General features: G+C 65.6%; 16 protein-coding genes and 1 tRNA gene. 12 read left to right on the top strand and 5 right to left on the bottom strand.

Going from position 1 to position 19,136, the window contains the following annotated elements; genetic code table 11:
* The first annotated feature begins 268 nt into the window (after positions 1–268).
* The 3 genes from NFC73_RS19350 (at position 269) to NFC73_RS19340 (ending at position 953) form a co-directional block, all read left to right on the top strand.
* Positions 269–358 (top strand) — tRNA-Ser (locus NFC73_RS19350).
* Between the two features lie 137 nt (positions 359–495).
* Positions 496–657 carry a recombinase family protein gene (locus NFC73_RS19345; protein WP_254752910.1) on the top strand — a complete coding sequence of 54 codons (162 nt, stop codon included), beginning with the start codon at positions 496–498 and terminating at the stop codon, positions 655–657.
* A 131-nt stretch (positions 658–788) separates the two neighbouring features.
* A complete protein-coding gene (locus NFC73_RS19340) occupies positions 789–953 on the top strand; it encodes a YciI family protein (protein WP_254752908.1) in 165 nt (54 codons plus the stop codon).
* Between the two features lie 272 nt (positions 954–1,225).
* Here the strand turns inward: NFC73_RS19340 and NFC73_RS19335 are convergent, their stop codons facing one another.
* Genes NFC73_RS19335 through NFC73_RS19325 form a run of 3 tightly spaced genes read right to left on the bottom strand, consistent with a single transcriptional unit; the run spans position 1,226 to position 3,716 of the window.
* Entirely contained in the window at positions 1,226–2,125 is a 900-nt protein-coding gene (locus NFC73_RS19335; RefSeq protein WP_254752906.1) for a hypothetical protein, read from the bottom strand.
* Positions 2,122–2,877 carry a hypothetical protein gene (locus NFC73_RS19330; protein ID WP_254752904.1) on the bottom strand — a complete coding sequence of 252 codons (756 nt, stop codon included), beginning with the start codon at positions 2,875–2,877 and terminating at the stop codon, positions 2,122–2,124. Before NFC73_RS19330 ends, NFC73_RS19335 begins: the two co-directional genes overlap by 4 nt.
* Positions 2,877–3,716 carry a TIGR04255 family protein gene (locus NFC73_RS19325; protein WP_254752902.1) on the bottom strand — a complete coding sequence of 280 codons (840 nt, stop codon included), beginning with the start codon at positions 3,714–3,716 and terminating at the stop codon, positions 2,877–2,879. The genes NFC73_RS19330 and NFC73_RS19325 overlap by 1 nt, the downstream gene beginning before the upstream one ends.
* 670 nt (positions 3,717–4,386) lie before the next feature.
* Here NFC73_RS19325 and NFC73_RS19320 point away from each other — a divergent pair.
* On the top strand, positions 4,387–4,662 hold the full coding sequence (locus tag NFC73_RS19320; RefSeq protein ID WP_254752900.1) for a hypothetical protein: 276 nt from the start codon (positions 4,387–4,389) through the stop codon (positions 4,660–4,662).
* 385 nt (positions 4,663–5,047) lie between these two features.
* Here NFC73_RS19320 and NFC73_RS19315 read toward each other — a convergent pair whose 3' ends face one another.
* The gene (locus NFC73_RS19315; RefSeq protein WP_254752897.1) at positions 5,048–5,827 is read right to left on the bottom strand and encodes a type 1 glutamine amidotransferase domain-containing protein; all 780 of its coding nucleotides are present in this window, start codon (positions 5,825–5,827) and stop codon (positions 5,048–5,050) included.
* A gap of 103 nt (positions 5,828–5,930) precedes the next feature.
* A complete protein-coding gene (locus NFC73_RS19310; RefSeq protein WP_308292696.1) occupies positions 5,931–6,275 on the bottom strand; it encodes a hypothetical protein in 345 nt (114 codons plus the stop codon).
* A gap of 418 nt (positions 6,276–6,693) precedes the next feature.
* On the opposite strand from NFC73_RS19310, the gene NFC73_RS19305 reads away from it, so the two are divergent.
* The 8 genes from NFC73_RS19305 (at position 6,694) to NFC73_RS19270 (ending at position 19,134) form a co-directional block, all read left to right on the top strand.
* Entirely contained in the window at positions 6,694–7,770 is a 1,077-nt protein-coding gene (locus tag NFC73_RS19305; RefSeq protein WP_254752895.1) for an NAD(P)H-dependent flavin oxidoreductase, read from the top strand.
* A gap of 69 nt (positions 7,771–7,839) precedes the next feature.
* A complete protein-coding gene (locus NFC73_RS19300; RefSeq protein WP_254752893.1) occupies positions 7,840–9,213 on the top strand; it encodes a hypothetical protein in 1,374 nt (457 codons plus the stop codon).
* Positions 9,214–9,224: 11 nt separating this feature from the next.
* Positions 9,225–9,848: a hypothetical protein gene (locus tag NFC73_RS19295; RefSeq protein ID WP_254752891.1), complete on the top strand. Its 624-nt coding sequence runs from the start codon at positions 9,225–9,227 to the stop codon at positions 9,846–9,848.
* 88 nt (positions 9,849–9,936) lie between these two features.
* A complete protein-coding gene (locus NFC73_RS19290) occupies positions 9,937–10,683 on the top strand; it encodes a YcnI family copper-binding membrane protein (RefSeq protein ID WP_254752889.1) in 747 nt (248 codons plus the stop codon).
* 104 nt (positions 10,684–10,787) lie between these two features.
* Entirely contained in the window at positions 10,788–11,411 is a 624-nt protein-coding gene (locus NFC73_RS19285) for a DUF4232 domain-containing protein (RefSeq protein WP_254752887.1), read from the top strand.
* A gap of 70 nt (positions 11,412–11,481) precedes the next feature.
* Positions 11,482–13,062: an FAD-dependent oxidoreductase gene (locus tag NFC73_RS19280; RefSeq protein ID WP_254752885.1), complete on the top strand. Its 1,581-nt coding sequence runs from the start codon at positions 11,482–11,484 to the stop codon at positions 13,060–13,062.
* 122 nt (positions 13,063–13,184) lie between these two features.
* On the top strand, positions 13,185–18,296 hold the full coding sequence (locus tag NFC73_RS19275; RefSeq protein WP_254752916.1) for a DNA glycosylase AlkZ-like family protein: 5,112 nt from the start codon (positions 13,185–13,187) through the stop codon (positions 18,294–18,296).
* Positions 18,289–19,134, top strand: a complete 846-nt coding sequence (locus NFC73_RS19270; RefSeq protein ID WP_254752883.1) for an Fpg/Nei family DNA glycosylase — start codon at positions 18,289–18,291, stop codon at positions 19,132–19,134. Before NFC73_RS19275 ends, NFC73_RS19270 begins: the two co-directional genes overlap by 8 nt.
* The last annotated feature ends 2 nt before the right edge of the window (positions 19,135–19,136 follow it).

Below are 19,136 nucleotides of genomic sequence, written 5' to 3'. Positions count from 1 at the left end.
CGATGCACTCCGCGTCTGGCCCAGTTCGCTATCCCGGCTCGAGCGCGGCCAAACACGCGATGACGAGTTCTACGAGCGCTACTCAGCCTGGCTCAAGGAACATTGACAGCAATAGGAGCATCAATAATGGCGACGCTGAACGGCTATGTGCATAACTCTGCGGGCGGAGGACCTCTGGCAGGAATTCGAGCAAAGAGCCGCGCCATGAGCGGGGTGGACGCGCGCCGTTTTGTGGATGGGCGGCATGCTCCGGTAACCTAGTCAGGTTGGTGACGTGTCCGAGCGGCCGAAGGTGCAACACTCGAAATGTTGTTTGGTGTCAAAGCCAACGTGGGTTCAAATCCCACCGTCACCGCCAGATAGCGAGGCCCCTGCTTCCCTTTGTTTACAAGGGAAGCAGGGGCCTTTGTTTTGCCCGGATAGGGCTCATTGGCAAAGAATTGGCAAAACTTCCACGCAGAGCGCGAGCCTAGAGACAAATGTTTCGCTACCCAGATGGCCGGATCCACCACTAACCGGCCCGGGCTTCACGAAGCCAGGGAGGGAGACGCCATCGCAGTGCACACCTTGGACCGGTTGCGCCGAACCGTCCACGACCCTCTATACCTCATCCATGACCTGGCGGGCCTGCGGGGGCGGAGTCAGGGACTTTACTGACCCAATCCAGGTTGATTCCGCCAATCCGGAGTATCCCATGTCGCAGCTGGCAGTCGTCGTCTCGCACTCTTCGGCCAAAATGGAGCCCGCGCCATCACGCCTACTTAGAACAATTCGCCCAAGGCGGCGGCGTGCTGGCCATCGGGACCTTCGACGACCCTGTGGCAAACGGCTCCATGGCGGTTTTCGCCAGCAGGCACAGGGCAGAGGAGTTCCTCGCGCACGACCCCTTCGTCACCGAGTCCGTCGTCCACCCAAGCGACGTCCGCGAATGGAACGTGCAGGCCTTCCGGTGAGCCCCTGGGACTGAGCTGGGCGCCCCCAACACGTCATGAAACGGCCTTGTCAAGTCCCAGAAATTCGCTCCCCAGTGAACCCGCCGCAGCTACCAGCGCCCCGGTGACCTAGAGGCGTCTCAACAACCAATGACGCAGCCCGATTCACCCCCCGCGATCCCGTTCCCGGACGGACGGCCCTCGGAAAGAAGGCTTAGATCCATTGTCAGCGGCCAGCCCTCGGGTTCACCGGCCATGCCCGCCCCCGCCTCGCCCCTGGTTTCAGCCCGTGGTCAGTCAAATCGGCCCCGGCCAAGCGCCGGGATGCTGAGCGGGATGGAGTTCCGGTAGTCCTTGGCTTTCAGATCCTCAATGTGTCGAAATGCGATTGGTGCTTGCTCGATGCCAACGCGCTTCATCGGGCGCTTCTGCGCCTTCCAAAGTTCACGGAGGGCGTGCTTCCGCGGTAGCTGGAGGGGTGAGCTGAAGCTCACGTCGGTAATGACGACCAGACGAACACGCTTTGGCACCAGACGAGGACCTTCGATCTCAAGCCGGAACTGCTCGACGTCCTCGCACCAGTCCGCAGACACTTTTCGCGCCTTCGTGACAAGGACGCTTAAGGCATCGGTGAGGTCCTTGGACAGGTAGTCATGCAGTGCCGGGCGCTCAAACTTTGCACCGATCCTGGCAGCCAGACCGAGTTCGTCTTCTTCGGAGCCGAAGCCCTCAATGGGGCGGCTCCCAACGAGTGATCCTTTGCTGAGCGGTACCGACATGCGCAGATCGATAGCCCATTCCTTGCCTGTAACTGGCGGCCTTGTGAGGTAAACGTATTCGACAAGTTCGCCGTCTCGGGCTTGTTGGAGCTTCTGCGGGCTAAATGCCGCAGCTTCTAGATCCCGCACTGGACATACCTGGACAAACGGATGGCGCCTTCCAGGTCCGGCGGCCGCGATGTCGCAGGTTTGGGAGACCACCGCGAAATAGCCCGTGTCACCAATCTCGGCTGCGGCGGCGAGCAGCCCCCCGCCTCTGTCGGAGAAATCGTCACCGGTTACCAGGTCCACACAACCGGCAGTTGCCAACCATGCCCCGAGATCGCCGCGGATCAGATGACCTTGCCGCCATATATCGAGTGCGGCGGCAACCTCTTCTGGCCACGGATCGGGCAGCAGGGAATCGACCGTCAACGGCGTCCACCTCGCTCGATCACGGTGACCTTCGGTCTGCCGGGTCGTGTGATCGGCACGTCAATGTCCGGACTGACGCCCAGACGGAGGGACGTCCCCATCGCCCGCCGGCTTGGTCTTGGCATCGCCACGGCGAGGTCCACGAGGTCGTCGAAACGGCCCTCCCGGAGCGCAACCTCTCGCTCCGGCAATGCATGCAGCCAAGCAGCAACCGGTCGGCCGATTTCTTCTCGCAGATCCACCAGGGCGTCGGCGAGATGCCACAGGGCTCCCAGACTTGTTGGACGGGGCCGGGGCGTCGAAGGCTTCTTCCACGAGTAGTACGTCCTGCGCTTGATGCCGGTAGCGGCAAGCAGGTCCTTCTGTGTGACTCCGAGCTCGATCTGCAATCGGTCGAACACTGCCAATGGGTCAGCCGTTTCCGGGTCGACCGGTAAGGCGGTGTCTCCTACGGCTGGAGTCTCGCCAATGAAGACTACTTGGAGCGGTCCGGAGATGCTGGCACTTGAGATCCACGTCCGGCAGGGCGCGTAACCGCCGATCACGACCCGAACTGTCTCGTGATCGTGGATCGGATTGAATGTCTCCTCGAACCGTAGAACGGCTTCACGCAGGGCGGGAACGACCGGTGCAGTGGCCAGGGGAGTCAGCTCGATGTCGTCCTCGGGGGCGCGGCCCAGGAAGCCCTTGTTCAAGCTCGACAGCCAGGGCGTGGCCATCCCGGAGCGTGAGGGTACTGCCATTGCTGTCATCAGCTCTGCCCTTCTCCCTGAAGCGATTTCAAATAGTCGGACGAGACACACGCCTGAAACAGGCTTAGCGCCGTTCGGTTCAGTCTCTCGGCGGTATCCAGCACCTCTTCAACCCTGAACGGCCACGTTGCATTGGCAAAAACGTCAAGGTCTAACAGATAGTTGATGCTTTTCGAGGCCGGATCCGGAATTGGGCCATGTCGCAGCACAGATCCGTGACGGCCGTCGAGAGCGAGCTCCACCTGCTGCTGGGCACCCGTGACCAACGATCCGAAACCCGGATTGCAAATGGGGCCAAGCAGGGTTCCGTCGATTTTCCCTTCCCAGTCCTGCGGCTTCAGACAAGAGTGATCGACAAAGCGGTCTACATAGCGGAGTCCGATTCGCTGTATCAGCGACGGCGACAAGTCCGTTGCGATGGCGCCTAGGAGCATGTCGAGCGGGCGCCGCATGCTGATACTCCATCGCTTGTAGTCGGCAACTTGCCAGATCACGCTGCCTGGAAAAACGGTCGCGCTGTGCTGGCCGTTCGCCGACGCGATCTGCCAACCTCTCGTCTCGTCGCCCGACCAGGATGCACCCCCGGCATTCAAGTTGATTTCCATGGTGTTTTGAGTGGCGGGCTGAATGCTGGTGAAATCGATGCCCAGCGACTCAGAGAGGGAGTTTCGGACGCGCTCGGCAGTCTCAACAGGCACACCAATGCTCTCAGCCGTGAATCTGACCTCGCAGATGGCGACCTCCAGGGGCGCGTTCGCGAGCAGTGTCGTGTCAGCCGACGGGAGACCCCCAAGGGGTGCGTCGCTGATAGCGAAGGGTTGGGAAGTGTCAGACATCATGCCTCATCATGACATGCACTTTAGATGCACTCACCGACATTCGCCATACCGGGATGTGATTTGCATCATAATCCCTCCAGGACAATTGCCGTGCGGTGCAGTATCTGCATCGGTTTCCTCAGCACTTTCCGCTGCTGCGCACGTTTCGGCGACTGGGTCGATCATTCACTCGTTGTCCGGGCCGGATGCAGTTCAGAAGACTGAAACGCCGTCCGGGCTCTGATTGGTGCGCTCACGCCCCAACACAAGCTCGGAACGTGTTCTGAACTTTGACCGACCATCTGATCGTGCGCCGGGCCGTTGGTTGGCTTCTAGGCCCACAACATAACTGACATTATGGTTTGAATTCATGCAGCGTTGAGAAAGTTTCAATTTTCCATAAAACATGCTGATTTGACGCAAGAATTATTTAACTCATGAGTTCGCATAATCCGCTGCGTATTTCTTCGTGATTTCCCTACGCGTTGCCATAGATAGGTCCTTCCCTTACGTCCCCGCAGTCCCCGAAGAGGCATGCGATTTCGCGAGCGTTTCTCAAATGTGGCACGCACCCCGTTTCGCGAGCACTATAGGTGAGTCTCGTCGAATACTGTTCTTCTCCTGAGGCGGGGCGTATTCTGAGCGGAATCCCTGCCCCGGCATTGGGTCCCAGGGGAAACGGGGAAACGGCATGAACGAAATGACACTCAAAGACGAGTGGGACCGGCTTGATTCCAAGACGCGCACGTGGCTGGTGGACAATCCGGGATGCGTGATAGTGCCTCGAACCGTCACCGCCCGGATCAAACAATACGCCGCCGGGCATATCGAAGTCGACGGGCACGGGCAGATGATGCTGTCCCGTGAAGACCTCGATTTTATTCACGAAAAAGGAACGGACGTGGATGCCGTCCAAGTCAGTGAGGTCCCGTTCTTCGATGCAACGCAGCCCGGAAGCCGCGAATAGAAATCGAGGGACAGGTGGGGGTCAACTTGGGATTGGGCAGGAGCTACCACCGACCCGAGAGCCCTTCCCTGTGGCCTGGATGAGGGCGAGTCGTGACACCCGCCGCCGAGAACCACGGGTGTGCGAGTCGAAGCTTCGCGGCCCGTTCCACAAGGACGACGGAACGCTATTCATCGGGAAAGCGTTCTGTCCGGCGGTCGAAGACTGCCATGAGTGCCCGGGCTTCGGGTTCTTTGGTCATTACCAAGGTTGGGTCGACCCGACCGATAAGACAGTCAACAGCCGCATCTTCACTTCGTGACGTAGGCGTGCACCGGCTGGAAGCCTGCTGGCGGCCGCCCCGTCGCGGGGCGGCCGCCAGTTTCAGTGCTCCTGAAGGCGCTAGCTAGTGCTCAGTCCCAGCCGCAGCAGCCTTCTTGGCGCTCTTTTCGGCGTCCTTCTCGGCGCGCAGAGCCTCCGCCTCGTGCTGCTCCTCGGCCTTTTCCTGATGGATGACCTCTGCCAGGAGCTTCTCCATCTCTTTGGCCACGCCGGCGGCTGAGGCCGGGTTCTGGCCGGTCACCAGCCGGTCGTCGACTACGACCATTTCCTCAAAGACACCAGCGGAGACATGGGTGGCACCCTGCTCCTCAAGCCGGTCTGCCAGAAAGAACGGGATGACCTTGTCCTTCCCTGCGGCAACCTCCTCGTCGTTGGTGAAGGCAGCGACCTTCCTGCCCTCGACCAGCCGAAAGCCGTTGGCCAACTCGGCCTTAAGCAGTCCGGCCGGCCCGTGACAGACAGCGCCCACCACGCCGCCGGCGTTGTAGACGCTGGCTACGAGGTTCTGCAGGCCTTCGCTGTCCGGGAAGTCCCACATGGTGCCGTGGCCTCCCACGAGGAAGACGGCGTCGTACTGGTCGGGATCCACGACGTCAACGCGGGCAGTGTTGTAGAGACCGGCGCGCGTGGTCTCGTCCTCCGTGAAGGCAACCTGGATGGGATCTTTTGAGTCCACCTCGTCGCGCGGGGGCTGGCCACCCTTGATGGAGGCAAAGTCGACGAAATGCCCGGAATCCTTGAAGACCTTCCAGGGATGTGCAGCCTCGGCTACGTTGTACCCGGTCTTCTCTCCGGTATCGCCGATCTCGGAAACGCTGGTCAGTACCATGAGGATTTTCTTCATGAAGTGCTCCTTCCGTCCAGCTTCCACCCTACGCCCAGCCCAATTCGGGCCCTCCGCGTTTTCGAAGGCAAGGGCTTTGTTGTACCGGCTGACAGCTCCTCCGTCAGAGCTTGTCCGTCCTGTCATCTCCCTTGTGCCCGCCGCGCAGGTTTTCCTGGACCTTGCCGAAGAGGTCCTTGATGGTGGACTCGGTATTGGTGAGCATGTCCGGCTGCAGGTAGACGTGCTGACTCCCCGGGAGGCTGTAGCTGGACTGCAGGCCGCCACTTCCTTCGACGCCCTGCAGGGCGATGGTCACGCCGCCTTCCTTGCGTGCAATGGCCGCGATTTTTCCGAACACCAGCGTGAATTCGTCTGGCTCAAAACTGACGGTCTGACCCACGTGGGTCCTGTTGAGTTCGCTGGCCGGGGTGGCTTTTTCGTTGCCAGTTCCTGAGTAGTTCATCATGTGCTCCCTGAGGTGGTTGGCGACTTACGCCAGCAGTCTAGCCCGCCCCAATGTCGCGGTACATGGCCCTACTGGATGCCTGCACAAAGGGGTGCGGCAACCGTGGTCACATCCTCCATTGAGCAGACCCTTGCCCTTCGGGTTGGATGAATTGGACCGGCATACCTGACCGGCACCCGATCTTTAAGGACCAACCGTGACTTCGACGACGAATCGCGCCAATGGCTGGACGCAGACTCTTCCAGGTCTGCGAAGACCTCGAAATCCCTTGGAGCAAGCAGTGGCCGAGACCTGCCCAGACGACTGCCATTACTGCTCAGGCCCGGAGACAGACTGAACCCAGCCACAGGTTGGGCACCGGCCGCCAGCCCTGCGAGACTGGTCCTGAAGCCGACGTCGATCTGCCAGGAGCCACCGCATGACTCTCGAGAACAGCACTTCAGCCAGCCCAAATCGCATCACCGAACTGTTCGGCACGGACGTTCCGGTGGTGCTGGGCCCCTTCGGTGGCGTCTCTTCCGTGGAGCTGACGGCAGCCGTGAGCGACGGCGGCGGGCTGGGTTCCTACGGCCTCTACGGTTACGGCGCCGACGCCATTCGGAACACGGCAGCCGAGCTCAAGAAGGCAACGGCGAAGCCGTTCGCCCTCAACCTCTGGATTCCCACCGGCGACGAAACCACCTCGCTCCCCCAGCCGGATTTCGACCACTACGTCGGGACCCTGAAGCCGTACTTTGATGAACTGGGCCTGCCGGTTCCCCTCATGCCGGACCGCTACCTGCCTGACTACGACGAGCAGGTGGAGGCAACCCTGGAGGCGGGTCCCGCCGTCGTCAGCTTTGTGTTCGGTGTGCCCGCGCCGGAACTGGTTGAGGCGGCGCACCGGCGTGGAATCGTGGTGGTGGGAACCGCCACCACGGTCGCGGAAGCCGTTGCCCTGGAAGCAGGCGGCGTGGATGCCGTGGTTGCCAGCGGCATGGAATCCGGCGGCCACCGCGTCTCGTTCCTGAAGCCCGCGGAGGAGTCCCTGATCGGAACCTTTGCACTTGTTCCGCAGGTGGTTGACGCCGTCGGCATTCCGGTCATCGCCGCCGGCGGCATTGCGGACCGCCGCGGCTACGCTGCTGCACGAGCCCTCGGCGCCGACGCGGTCCAGGTGGGCTCGGCGTTCCTGGCCACCCGCGAATCCGCGGCTGTGCCGGCCTACCGGGCCATCCTCCACAGCCGGGCCCCGCGGGAAACAGTGCTGACACGAGCCCTCAGCGGACGGCTTGCCCGCGGCATCCCCAACCGCATCATCGCCGAACTGTCAGAACTGAACACAGCCCCGTTCCCTGTCCAGAACTGGCTCACCGGCCGCTTCCGCCCGGAGGCAGCCGCCCACGGAAACACGGAGCTTATGTCGCTGTGGGCGGGGCAGGCCACACCGCTGATCCGGCATGATTCCGCCACTGATGTCCTGGCGGAACTGCTCGCCGGCGGGCCGGCTTTGTAAGCTCGATACATCCGCGGTTATCCCAGCCATCGAATGTGGGACGATCGCCCGTTGACACCGGAGGCAACCTTGACCAAAAAGACCGGCAAACCCAAGAGCAAGAGCAAGAACAAGAACAAGGACCGGCGGCACCTCAAGGCTGTTCCCTCGGCCCCCAAGATGCCGCTGCAGCTGGTCCTGAACCACCGGGTGATTGACTCGATGGCTGTCGAGTTTCTTCAATGGAACGCGGCTGAAGCCCCGGACCCGGCTGATGCCTTCGAGTCCCTCGAACTGGTCAAGCTTTTCCTCACGGCGCAGCACGCCATCAACGGTTCGAGTTCGGCCACCGCTATCGACAGCGAAGGCGTGGAGCAGGCGGCCGGAGCCATCGCGGCGTCGTTGGACCCGGACGACATGGATGAGGCCTTCGACGACATCTACTTCGCCCTTCACTCGTACATCCATTTCCTGAAAGGGACCGGCCGCTGGAGCGGCACGGACGCCGATTTCGAGGAACTCCATACAGCGCTCGGAAACGGTATCGCCGCCGCTGTCCCGCAATTGCCGGTTATCCAGGTACCTGACCTCAGCGACGACCACCAGGAGGCTGCGTTCAGTGCCATGCCGCTGATCCAGCATGCCACCGCCCTGCTGGACTGGATCGGAACCGGCAAGGAAATCACCAGCACGGGTGCCCTGCGGCTTAAGGACATCGAGCCGGCAGCTGCTGCCGTAGGAGTACATGCCCGCGGAAAGCGGGCCGCGAGCCGGACCCTCCCACTTTTCGATTTGGAAACTGCCGAGAGCCGGCCCAAAACGTTGCTGGAAGTCGGAACCATGCACGACGTACCGGTGCTCCGCGAGATCTGGTCAGCCATGGTGGGGGCAAATCTGATCAGGCTCGGATCCACCAAAGCCGTTCCCGGCCCGGAAGTGGCCGCCTGGAACAGCACGAATACCAAGGAACGGCTGGACATCCGCCGGATGCTGTCGGTGGTCCTTTTGGTCGGAGTGCTCACCGACGAGGACCAGGTGTGGGACCAGGACGCGGTAGCCGGGACCCTGCTGGCCGTCCTCACCTATGGCACCACCGATGAACCGATGCCCGTGGCGGAACTCGAACGGATGGCGTCGCCGGACCTTGAGGGCGCCTTGCTCAGGGACGCAGACCTTGAAGACGTAGACCTTGAAGACACGGAAGTCGAAGAAACGGGCCTCGAAGAGATCTACGCGTCGTTCGCGGCCCTGCAGGCACAGCAGAAGCTGACCCTTCTCGCCGAACTCGGATTGGTGGAGGCGGCGACCGATTACCGCGTTCCCCCGGTCGCCATCCAGTGCCTCGACCTGGCCCTGGGTTTCTTGAAGTTGCCAGCCGCACCATCCGAAACGACAGAATATCCGTCCAACGTGATTGCGCTGCACGGACCGTCACACACCGGTGGCCCGCGCAAAGGCCGGTAGAATCTGGATCCGTGCGCACCAACCACGCCCGGCCACCCTTCCATTTCCTTCGCGCCGCGTCCCTGTCCACGGGAATCCTGACACTTGCCGCAGGCGCCCACGTGGCCGGCGGCGGCGACCTTCCCGCCCCAGGCATCATGCTGGCCGTGCTCGCACTGACAGTCCTGGCAGCCACCTCCGCCACGAGGCTGCGGCTCAATTTTCCGGCTCTGCTCGGCGTCCTCGGCGCGGGCCAGTTCATCCTGCACGAAGCCTTCACGGCTTTCAGTTCCTCAGGTACCGCTGTGAGCACTGCTGCCCCCGGGCTCCATAACGCCCACCTGTCCGGCGCCGCCGCCATCGCGGCCGTCGGCCACGTCCACGTCCACGATCCCGGATCCGCGGGCATCCTGATGCTCCTGACCCACGCACTCGCCACCGCCGCGTGCGCCCTCCTGCTTGCCAAGGGCGAGGCCGCGCTGTGGGCACTGGCCGCGTGGCTGAGGCCCCTCGTCCGGCTCCCCGAAGCAGTGACGCCCGACGCCGGCACACCGCGTGCGGCGCCCGGCCCGCCAGCGGTTCTCCCCCTCCGCCCCTGGCGGAACCTCAGGCAACACAGCCGACGCGGCCCGCCTTCCGCCGTCGTGCTTTCCTGACCCCGCCCGCACCGCACTTCCGCAGGCCGCGGGCCCCATCCCGTACTTCCGCACGCCCCCACCCGGCGTGCGTCCGAAAGGCAACCCCATGACCACCACCTTCCTTCGCCGCACCCTCACCGCTGCGGCAGCCACCGGCGGCGCAGCTGTCCTGATCCTGACCGCAGCAGCAGGGGCGTCCGCCCACGTCGGCGTCAAGCCGGACAAGACTGACGCCAACTCGTATGCCCTGCTGACCTTCGGCATTCCGCACGGCTGCGAGGAGTCCGGCACCATCAAGGTGACCATCACCTTGCCGGCCGAACTCAACGACGCCCAGCCCACGGTGAACCCCAACTGGACCGTGGAAAAGGTGACCGAACAGCTCGCCGAGCCGAAAAAACTGGCCGACGGCTCGTCCATCACCAAGCGCACCAGCCAGATTGTGTACACGGCAAAAGCCCCGCTGGAGCATGAGCTTCGCGATGCCCTGGTGCTGTCGGTCAAGCTGCCTGACGCGGCCGGCTCCACGCTGTACTTCCCCACGCTGCAGTCGTGCGAAACGGGGCAGACTGATTGGTCGGAGATCGCCAAGGACGGCCAGGACCCGCATTCGCTGAAGGCGCCGGCGCCGTCCATCACCATCACCGAGCCGGCCAGCGCGGACGGCCACGGCGCTGCTTCCGCGGCGCACACCACCGAAACCCCGGCCACCGAGCAAGCAGCCGCCGTGACTGACAGCGGGGCGGACGCCCGCAGCTGGGCGGGGCTTGCCGCAGGTCTCGGCGGACTCGCCCTGGGCGGAGTTGCCTTCGCACGCAGCGGCTCGAAGCCCCGGCAGGACTCCGCCACGTAACATCGCGGGATTTGATGCCCGGATGATCACGATCCGGGCATCAAATCCTCCCGACGGCCCGTGGCATCGTTGACTCCAGCCACACGGGCCGCAACTGTTATGGCATGAGCTCTCAGCGAATGTCACGGGTGTTTGTTTCTACGACGGCGGTCGCGGCGGCGGCGCTGATGCTCACCGCCTGCGGACCGAGCCAGCCGCAGACGCAGGGGACGACGACGCCGGGGACCACCTCCGCCAGCCCGTCCACCACGCCGGCGTCTCCGGGCGCGTCCCAGTCGCCGTCGTCGTCCGGCACCACCCAGGCCGGTCCCGGGCTCTGCAAAGCGGCCACGCTGTCCGCGGCCACCGATGCGTCCGGCGGGGGCGCGGCGGGCAGCGTCTACATGAAACTGAACCTCACGAATACGGGCACGGCGCCCTGCCTGCTCAAGGGCTACCCGGGGGTGTCGCTGACCGCCAACGCCGACGGCGCACCGATCGGCGCGGCGGCGACCCGCGACGAAACCACCCCCATCGCGGACGTCCTGCTGGCGCCGGGCCAGGCCGGAACCGCCGTGCTCCGGTACACCCAGGCCGCGAATTACAGCGACTGCGCGCTGACGGACGCGGCCGGTTACCGCATCTACCCGCCGGAGGACACGGCATCCTTGTTCCTGCCGCAGCCCACCAGCGCGTGCAGCAACGCGAACATCGCCCTCCTGAGCGTCGGGGCGTTCCAGCCCGCCTGATGCTCTGCGCCCGACGATCTGCGCCCGACGATCTGGGCCTGACGCGGCGTGATAAGTACACTTAGCTTCCATGACGTCGCTCTGGTTGGACCGCGGGCAATCCTTCAGCACTGACACGTTCGAGACTGACACGTTCGAGGCAGGCAGCAGCTACGACACCGTGGTGGCAGGAGCCGGGCTGACGGGGCTGGTCACCGCGCTTCTGTTGGCCCGGTCCGGGCAGCGGGTCCTGGTCCTGGAGGCCTGGTTTCCCGGGGCTGTGACCACCGGAAAAACAACGGCGAAAGTGAGCCTGCTGCAGGGGACCGTCCTGGCTGCCCTGGCCAGGCAGTATGCGCAGAAGCAGGTTGGGGCCTATGTAGAAGCCAACCGGGAGGGGCAGTCGTGGTTGCTCCGCTATCTCGACGATCACCACGTGCCGTATCAGCGCCGTGATGCCTACACGTACGCCACCACCGCCCAGGGGACGGAGCGGCTGCTCGAGGAACTCGGCGCGGCGACCACCGCCGGCCTGGACGTCGAGTACGTCCGCGATGCACGCCTCCCCTTCCCTGTCCAGGGCGCCCTGCTCCTGACCAATCAGGCCCAGATCAATCCCATGGACGTCCTGGGGGCCTTACTCGGGGACGTCCGCGCCCGCGGCGGGAGCGTGGTGGGCGGAACCCGGCTGCGGAATGTCTCCGGGAGCGGGCCGTTAACTGTCCACACCGACCAGGGCACCGTCACCGCCAACAACGTTGTTCTCGCCACCGGAATCCCCGTCCTGGACCGCGGGCTCTACTTCACCAAGCTCAAGCCCTTACGTTCCTACGCCGCGGCCCTGGAGCTGCCTGCCGGAGTCACCGCGCCGCCCGGAATGTACCTCTCGGCCGAGGAACCCACCCACTCCTTGCGGGATTATGCGGCTGACGGCCGTCAGTTCCTGCTGGTGGGCGGGCACGGGCATCAGGTGGGGCGGACTGAATCGGAAAAGTCCCATCTGTCTGGCCTCTTGGACTGGGCTACAGGACACTTCCCGGGTGCGGTAACCACCCACACGTGGTCGGCCCAGGACTACCAGGCCACCAACCTCATGCCCTTCTTCGGCAGACTGCCACGGGGCCGGGGCCACATCTTCTTCGGTACCGGTTACAACAAGTGGGGCATGACCAACGCGGTGGCCGCCGCCCTTGGCATCTCCGCGGACATCCTCGGCGGCAGCCTCCGCTGGGCCAACACGATCCATCACCGCGTGACGTCTCCGGGCGGGGCAATGGCCGCCGTCGCCGTCAACGCCGGAGTGGCTGCGCGGCTGGCCACCGACTGGGGGAAGCTGGCGGTTGGCAAGTCGGTGAGTGGCAGGCCGGTGGTTGAGCCTGCCGTTGAGCCTGCCGAAACCGGGGTGCCGACGGGCCCACCCCCCGGAGGTCCCGTACCGGCCGACGGCGACGCGATGGTTTACCGCGACGGCGCGCGGCCGGCCGCGGTCTCCACGGTGGACGGCACCACGTGCAGGCTCTCCGCCGTCTGCACCCATCTGGGCGGGATTGTCCACTGGAACGACAGCGAGCTGACCTGGGACTGCCCGCTCCACGGCTCGCGCTTCGGCCCCGACGGCAAGCTCCTCGAAGGACCCGCCACCAACGATCTTCCCAGGCTTGAGCAGGGTTGATCCGCGCCTCCGGCGGTGCCGGCAATACTGTCGGTGGGGTAGGGCATGATGGAGGAATGCAGGAGGATCAGCCAGCGGAAGCGGGCCACGCAGCCCGCCCGGCCGGGCGCAAAGAGGAACCCATGGGCCGTTTCAGCCGGCCCACCCGGGACTGGTTCCTGGGCGCGTTCGCGGAGCCCACCCCTGCCCAGACCGGCGCCTGGAACGCGATCTCGTCCGGCTCGCATGCGCTGGTGGTGGCACCCACCGGGTCCGGCAAGACGCTCGCGGCGTTCCTCTGGGCTTTGGATCGTTTGCTTGTTGAGGCTCCTTCCCCCGGTCCGGAACCGGGTGACGCTGTATTGCCGGGCATGGATGCTGTATCGGTCAAAGGGGCGGTGAAAGGGCAAGCCAAAGGACGGCGCCCCCGCCCGCCCAAACGCAAGACCCGCGTCCTGTACATCTCGCCGCTGAAAGCCCTCGGTGTGGATGTGGAACGCAACCTCCGCTCGCCGCTGATCGGGATCACCCAGACTGCCAAGCGGCTGGGACTTCCGGCGCCCCTGATCACCGTGGGGGTCCGGTCCGGTGACACCACGACGGCGGACCGTCGCGCGCTGCTCAGCAACCCGCCGGACATCCTCATCACCACACCGGAATCTCTGTTCCTGATGCTCACCTCCAGGGCGCGTGAGACCCTCACCGAGGTGGACACCATCATCGTTGACGAGGTCCACGCCGTCGCCGGAACCAAGCGTGGCGCGCACCTGGCGGTCTCGCTGGAACGGCTGGATGCACTGCTTGCCAAGCCCGCCCAGCGGATCGGGCTCTCCGCAACGGTGGAGCCCCGCGAGTTGGTGGCCCAGTTCCTGGCCGGTGCTGCGCCGGTGGAAATCGTGGCCCCGCCGTCACGGAAAAACTGGGACCTCACCGTATCCGTCCCGGTGGAGGACATGTCCGACCTCCCGGGCGCCGCTGGCGCCTTCGATTCCGGTCCGGCATCCGGGCTGCAGCCCCAGGCCTCGATCTGGCCCCACGTGGAGGAAAAGATCGTTGACCTGGTGCTGGCCAACCAGTCCACCATCGTCTTCGCCAACTCCCGTCGCCTGGCTGAACGGCTCACCGCGCGGCTCAACGAGATCTACGCCGAACGGCAACTGATCGCGGTCGGCGGCGGCTGGGACTCGTCTGACGCCGGTGCCGCAGATCCAGGTTTTCCGTCCAGCGACGGGGTATTCAGTCCTGCCTTCAGTCCTGCCTTCACCCCGGCTTCCACGCCTGCGTCCACCGCGACGCCGGCCCACATGATGGCGCAGGCCGGCAGCACGGCGGGAGCCGATCCTTTGCTGGCCCGCGCCCACCACGGCTCGGTTTCCAAGGACCAGCGGGCGCTCATTGAGGACGATCTCAAGTCCGGCCGGCTGCGCTGCGTCGTGGCCACTTCGTCCCTGGAACTCGGCATCGACATGGGCGCTGTGGACCTCGTGGTGCAGGTGGAATCACCGCCGTCGGTGGCCAGCGGGCTCCAACGTGTGGGCCGTGCCGGGCACCAGGTGGGGGAAATTTCGCAGGGAGTGCTGTTTCCCAAGCACCGCGCAGACCTGGTGCACACGGCCATCACTGTGGAGCGGATGCTCGAAGGGAAGATCGAGCGGCTCTTTGTGCCGGCCAATCCGTTGGACATCCTGGCCCAGCAGACCGTCGCGGCCACCGCCCTGGGCAGCATCGATGTGGAGGAATGGTTCGCCACCGTCCGGCGGTCCGCCCCGTTCGCGTCCCTCCCCCGGTCCGCCTACGAGGCAACCCTTGACCTGCTGGCCGGCCGGTACCCGTCCGATGAATTCGCGGAACTGCGGCCCCGGATCATCTGGGACCGGAACGCCGGCACCATCGAAGGCAGGCCCGGGGCCCAGCGGCTTGCCGTGACGTCCGGCGGCACCATCCCGGACCGTGGCCTTTTCGGTGTCTACATCATCGGCACGGAGGTGGAGGGCTCCGGCACGCCGGGCTCGGACGGCAAACCCGCCGCGTCACCGGCAAAAGGCGGCCGCCGCGTGGGCGAGCTGGACGAGGAAATGGTCTACGAGTCCCGGGTGGGTGACATTTTTGCGCTGGGCGCCACCAGCTGGAAGATCGAGGACATCACCCACGACCGCGTCCTGGTCTCCCCCGCCTTCGGCCAGCCGGGCAAACTCCCCTTCTGGAAGGGGGACTCGCTGGGGCGGCCCGTTGACCTGGGCCGCGCGCTGGGCGCCTTCGTGCGTGAACTGTCCGCGTCCGACGTCGGCCCTGCCACCGAACGCTGCAAGGCCAGCGGGCTGGATGAATTCGCCGCGAACAACCTGATCCAGTACCTCAGTGAACAGAAGCTCGCCACCGAGGTGGTCCCCTGCGACACCACGCTGGTGGTGGAGCGCTTCCACGACGAACTGGGCGACTGGCGGGTGATCCTGCACAGCCCGTTCGGGATGCCGGTGCACGCTCCCTGGGCACTCGCCGTCGGGCAGCGCCTGCAGCAGCGGTACGGCCTGGATGGGTCTGCGATGGCCGCCGATGACGGAATTGTGCTCCGTGTCCCCATGATGGAGGACGAACCGCCCGGGGCGGAGCTTTTCCTGTTTGATCCCGACGAGCTGGAGCAGATTGTCACCGCCGAGGTGGGCGGCAGCGCACTGTTCGCCTCGCGTTTCCGGGAGTGTGCCGCGCGTGCGCTGCTGCTTCCGCGGCAAACCCCCGGCAAGCGGCAGCCGCTCTGGCAGCAGCGCCAGCGGTCGGCACAGCTGCTCGACGTCGCCCGGAAATACCCCACGTTCCCCATCGTGCTGGAAACCGTCCGTGAATGCCTGCAGGACGTGTACGATCTTCCGGCCCTGAAGGACATTGCGGCCTCGGTGGAACGCCGCGAACTCAGGATCGTGCAGACCACCACGCAGCAGCCGTCGCCGTTCGCCAAGTCCTTGCTGTTCGGGTACGTGGCCCAGTTCCTGTATGAAGGGGACTCGCCCCTGGCCGAGCGTCGGGCCGCAGCCCTGGCCCTGGACTCGACGCTCCTGAACGAGCTGCTCGGCCGCGTTGAGCTCCGCGAACTGCTCGACGCCAAGGTCATCGAGGCCACCGAGCTTGAACTCCAGCGCCTTGCGCCGGACCGCCGGGCCCGCGGCGTGGAAGGAGTCGCCGACCTGCTCAGGTTGCTGGGTCCGCTGACGCCGGAAGAGGTCGCCGCCCGCCTGGAGGCCGAGCCACTGCCGGCGGTGGAGCCTGCCCAAACCCCGGAGCCCACCGGAACTCCGGTGGTTGGGCCTGTCGAAACCCCGGATGCCGACACTCCGCTGGCCACGACGCACCTGACCGCACTGCTGCGGGCCAACCGGGCCATAAGAGTCAACATCGGCGGGGCCGAACGCTACGCCGCGGTCGAGGATGCCGCCCGGCTTCGTGATGCCATCGGCGTTCCGCTTCCCATGGGCGTTCCCCTGGCCTTCATCGAACCGGTTGCAGACCCCCTGGGCGACCTGGTTTCCCGGTACGCGCGTACTCACGGACCGTTCACGTCGGCGGAAGCCGCGGCCCGGTTGGGGCTCGGCGTCGCCGTGGTCGGCACCGCGCTGAAACGGCTCGCCGCGGACGGCAGGGTGGTGGAAGGCGAGTTCCGGCCACACGCCGCTCCAGCGGAACAGGCGGCCAGCCATGGGCCACCGGACGAGACACCGGTTGAGGATGTCCAAACGGGTCAGCCGCTCGCGGCAGAGCCCCCTCAGACGCATCTTGCCGCCCCTACCACCAGCGAATGGTGCGACGCCGAAGTGCTCCGCAAGCTCCGGCGTCGTTCGCTCGCAGCACTGCGCGCCGAAGTGGAACCGGTGGACGCCGCCGCCTATGGGCGCTTCCTGCCGGCCTGGCAGCATGTCCGCACTCCGGGAACCGGGCGCGGGCAGCCGTCACTGCGGGGGTTGGACGGTATTGTCACCGCGATCGACCAGCTTTCCGGCGTACCCGTACCGGCTTCGGCGTGGGAGCCGCTGGTCCTGGCCAGCAGAGTTTCGAACTACCAGCCCGCCATGCTCGACGAGCTTATGGCCGCCGGCGAGGTCCTCTGGTCCGGGGCGGGAGCGCTGCCTGGAAACGACGGCTGGGTCAGCCTCCACCTGGCCGATTCCGCCGAACTGACGCTGAATCCGGCCGTCGAATACGAACCCGGCGACGCGCAGCAACGCCTGCTTGACCACCTGAGGAACAACGGCGGCGGTTACTTCTTCCGCCAGCTGAAGGACGTGGCCGGTGGCATGGACTCGGTGCTTAGCGACCAGGAAGTAGTGTCCGCGCTGTGGGATCTGGCATGGGCTGGCCGCATCACAGGCGACACTTTCGCCCCGGTCCGCGCGCTCATCGCCGGCGGCCACACAGCGCACCGCCAAGTGGCCCGCCCGCCCCGCGCCCGTGCCCCCAGGCTGAGCCGGCTCGGCCGCTCGCACGGCACCGGCCTCCTGGGATCGCCCGGGCTTGCCTCCACTGGGCTGGGTTCCCCTGCGCTGGGCGGCGGACGGTACGGCTCGTTGTCGGGCACGGCGGCCACACCTCCGCTGGCCGCGGGGCGTTGGTCTGCCCTGCCCTCGCCCGAGCTGGACGCCACCATCCACGCCCGCGCCACGGCTGAGCTGTTGCTGGACCGGTATGGCGTGGTGACCCGGGGATCGGTCATGGCGGAGCAGATCCTGGGCGGGTTCGGCCTGATGTACAAGGTGCTGGCCCGGCTTGAAGAGGCCGGACGCTGCCGCCGCGGGTACTTCATCGAGCACCTCGGGGCCGCCCAGTTCGCTGTCCCCGCAACCGTGGACCGGCTGCGCTCCTATGCCGAGGACACCCAGCTGGCCAAGCCCGAACCAATGGCGCTGGCCCTTGCGGCCACGGATCCCGCCAACCCCTATGGGGCTGCTTTGTCCTGGCCTGCCCTCGACGTGGAGGCAGGAACGGGCCACCGGCCTGGGCGGAAAGCCGGGGCGCTGGTGGTCTTGGTGGACGGTGCCCTGGTCCTCTACGTGGAACGGGGCGGGAAAACGCTGCTGGCCTTCAGCGACGACGCGGCCGTGCTGTCCGCCGCTGGGGCAGCCTTGGTCAGTGTGGTCACCCGGGGAGCGGTGGACAAGCTCATTATGGAAAAGGTCAACGGCCACGGCATCCTGGACACACCGGTGGCGGCCGCACTCGCGGCCGCCGGGGCATACTCAACGCCCAAGGGTCTGAGGATCCGTGCCTGAGGGCGACTCCGTCTGGCGGGCGGCCGCCGAGCTCCACCAGGCCTTGGCCGGGCAGACGCTGACGGCATCGGACTTCCGCGTGCCGAGGTTCGCCACGCTTAACCTGGCCGGCTGGACCGTGGCGGAGGTGGTCCCCCGGGGCAAGCACCTGCTGATGCGCGTGGTGGGACCGGACGGGAATGGACCGAACGAGCGGAAACTCACCATCCATTCGCACCTGAAGATGGAAGGCACCTGGCAGGTCTATCCGCCGGGAGGGCGCTGGCGGAAGCCTGGATTCACCGCCCGGTGCGTTCTGCGCACGGCGGCAGCGGACGCCGTCGGATTCTCCCTGGGCATCGTGGAGGTGGTCCGCACCGCGGACGAGGACACCATAGTGGGCCACCTGGGCCCGGACCTGCTGGGTCCGGACTGGGACCCGGCCGAGGCAGAGCAGCGGATCCGCGCGGCACCCGACGTACCCATCGGCGTCGCCCTGCTGGACCAGCGCAACCTGGCGGGCATCGGCAACATCTATCGCTGCGAGGCCTGCTTCCTGTCCGGGGTGCACCCAGCGACTCCGGTCTCAGCTGTCCACGACGTCCGGACCCTGGTGACCGATGCCAAGCAGCTGTTGGAAGCCAACCTGGGCCCGGCACGCCGAGTGACCGTCCTCAACCCGCGAGGCATGCCCGTGGGACGGAGGGCGGGCCGCCCGGGCTACTGGGTTTACCGGCGCGAACACCAGCCGTGCCTGAAATGCCGGGCCCCCATCCGCCGCGGCGTGCTGGGCAAACCCAACGGCGAGGAGGAACGGGACATCTACTTCTGCCCGCAGTGCCAGCCGGTCCTGCCCTGAGG

Source organism: Pseudarthrobacter humi, assembly GCF_024294965.1.
Taxonomy (GTDB): domain Bacteria; phylum Actinomycetota; class Actinomycetes; order Actinomycetales; family Micrococcaceae; genus Arthrobacter; species Arthrobacter humi.
This window is presented reverse-complemented; position numbering and strand designations above follow the sequence as displayed.

Coding starts and splice junctions, on each gene's coding strand:
- NFC73_RS19345 (WP_254752910.1), top strand. CDS start 496: ATGGCCGGATCCACCACTAACCGGCCCGGGCTTCACGAAGCCAGGGAG.
- NFC73_RS19285 (WP_254752887.1), top strand. CDS start 10,788: ATGAGCTCTCAGCGAATGTCACGGGTGTTTGTTTCTACGACGGCGGTC.
- NFC73_RS19325 (WP_254752902.1), bottom strand. CDS start 3,716: ATGATGTCTGACACTTCCCAACCCTTCGCTATCAGCGACGCACCCCTT.
- NFC73_RS19275 (WP_254752916.1), top strand. CDS start 13,185: ATGGGCCGTTTCAGCCGGCCCACCCGGGACTGGTTCCTGGGCGCGTTC.
- NFC73_RS19330 (WP_254752904.1), bottom strand. CDS start 2,877: ATGACAGCAATGGCAGTACCCTCACGCTCCGGGATGGCCACGCCCTGG.
- NFC73_RS19305 (WP_254752895.1), top strand. CDS start 6,694: ATGACTCTCGAGAACAGCACTTCAGCCAGCCCAAATCGCATCACCGAA.
- NFC73_RS19320 (WP_254752900.1), top strand. CDS start 4,387: ATGAACGAAATGACACTCAAAGACGAGTGGGACCGGCTTGATTCCAAG.
- NFC73_RS19290 (WP_254752889.1), top strand. CDS start 9,937: ATGACCACCACCTTCCTTCGCCGCACCCTCACCGCTGCGGCAGCCACC.
- NFC73_RS19280 (WP_254752885.1), top strand. CDS start 11,482: ATGACGTCGCTCTGGTTGGACCGCGGGCAATCCTTCAGCACTGACACG.
- NFC73_RS19310 (WP_308292696.1), bottom strand. CDS start 6,275: ATGATGAACTACTCAGGAACTGGCAACGAAAAAGCCACCCCGGCCAGC.
- NFC73_RS19315 (WP_254752897.1), bottom strand. CDS start 5,827: ATGAAGAAAATCCTCATGGTACTGACCAGCGTTTCCGAGATCGGCGAT.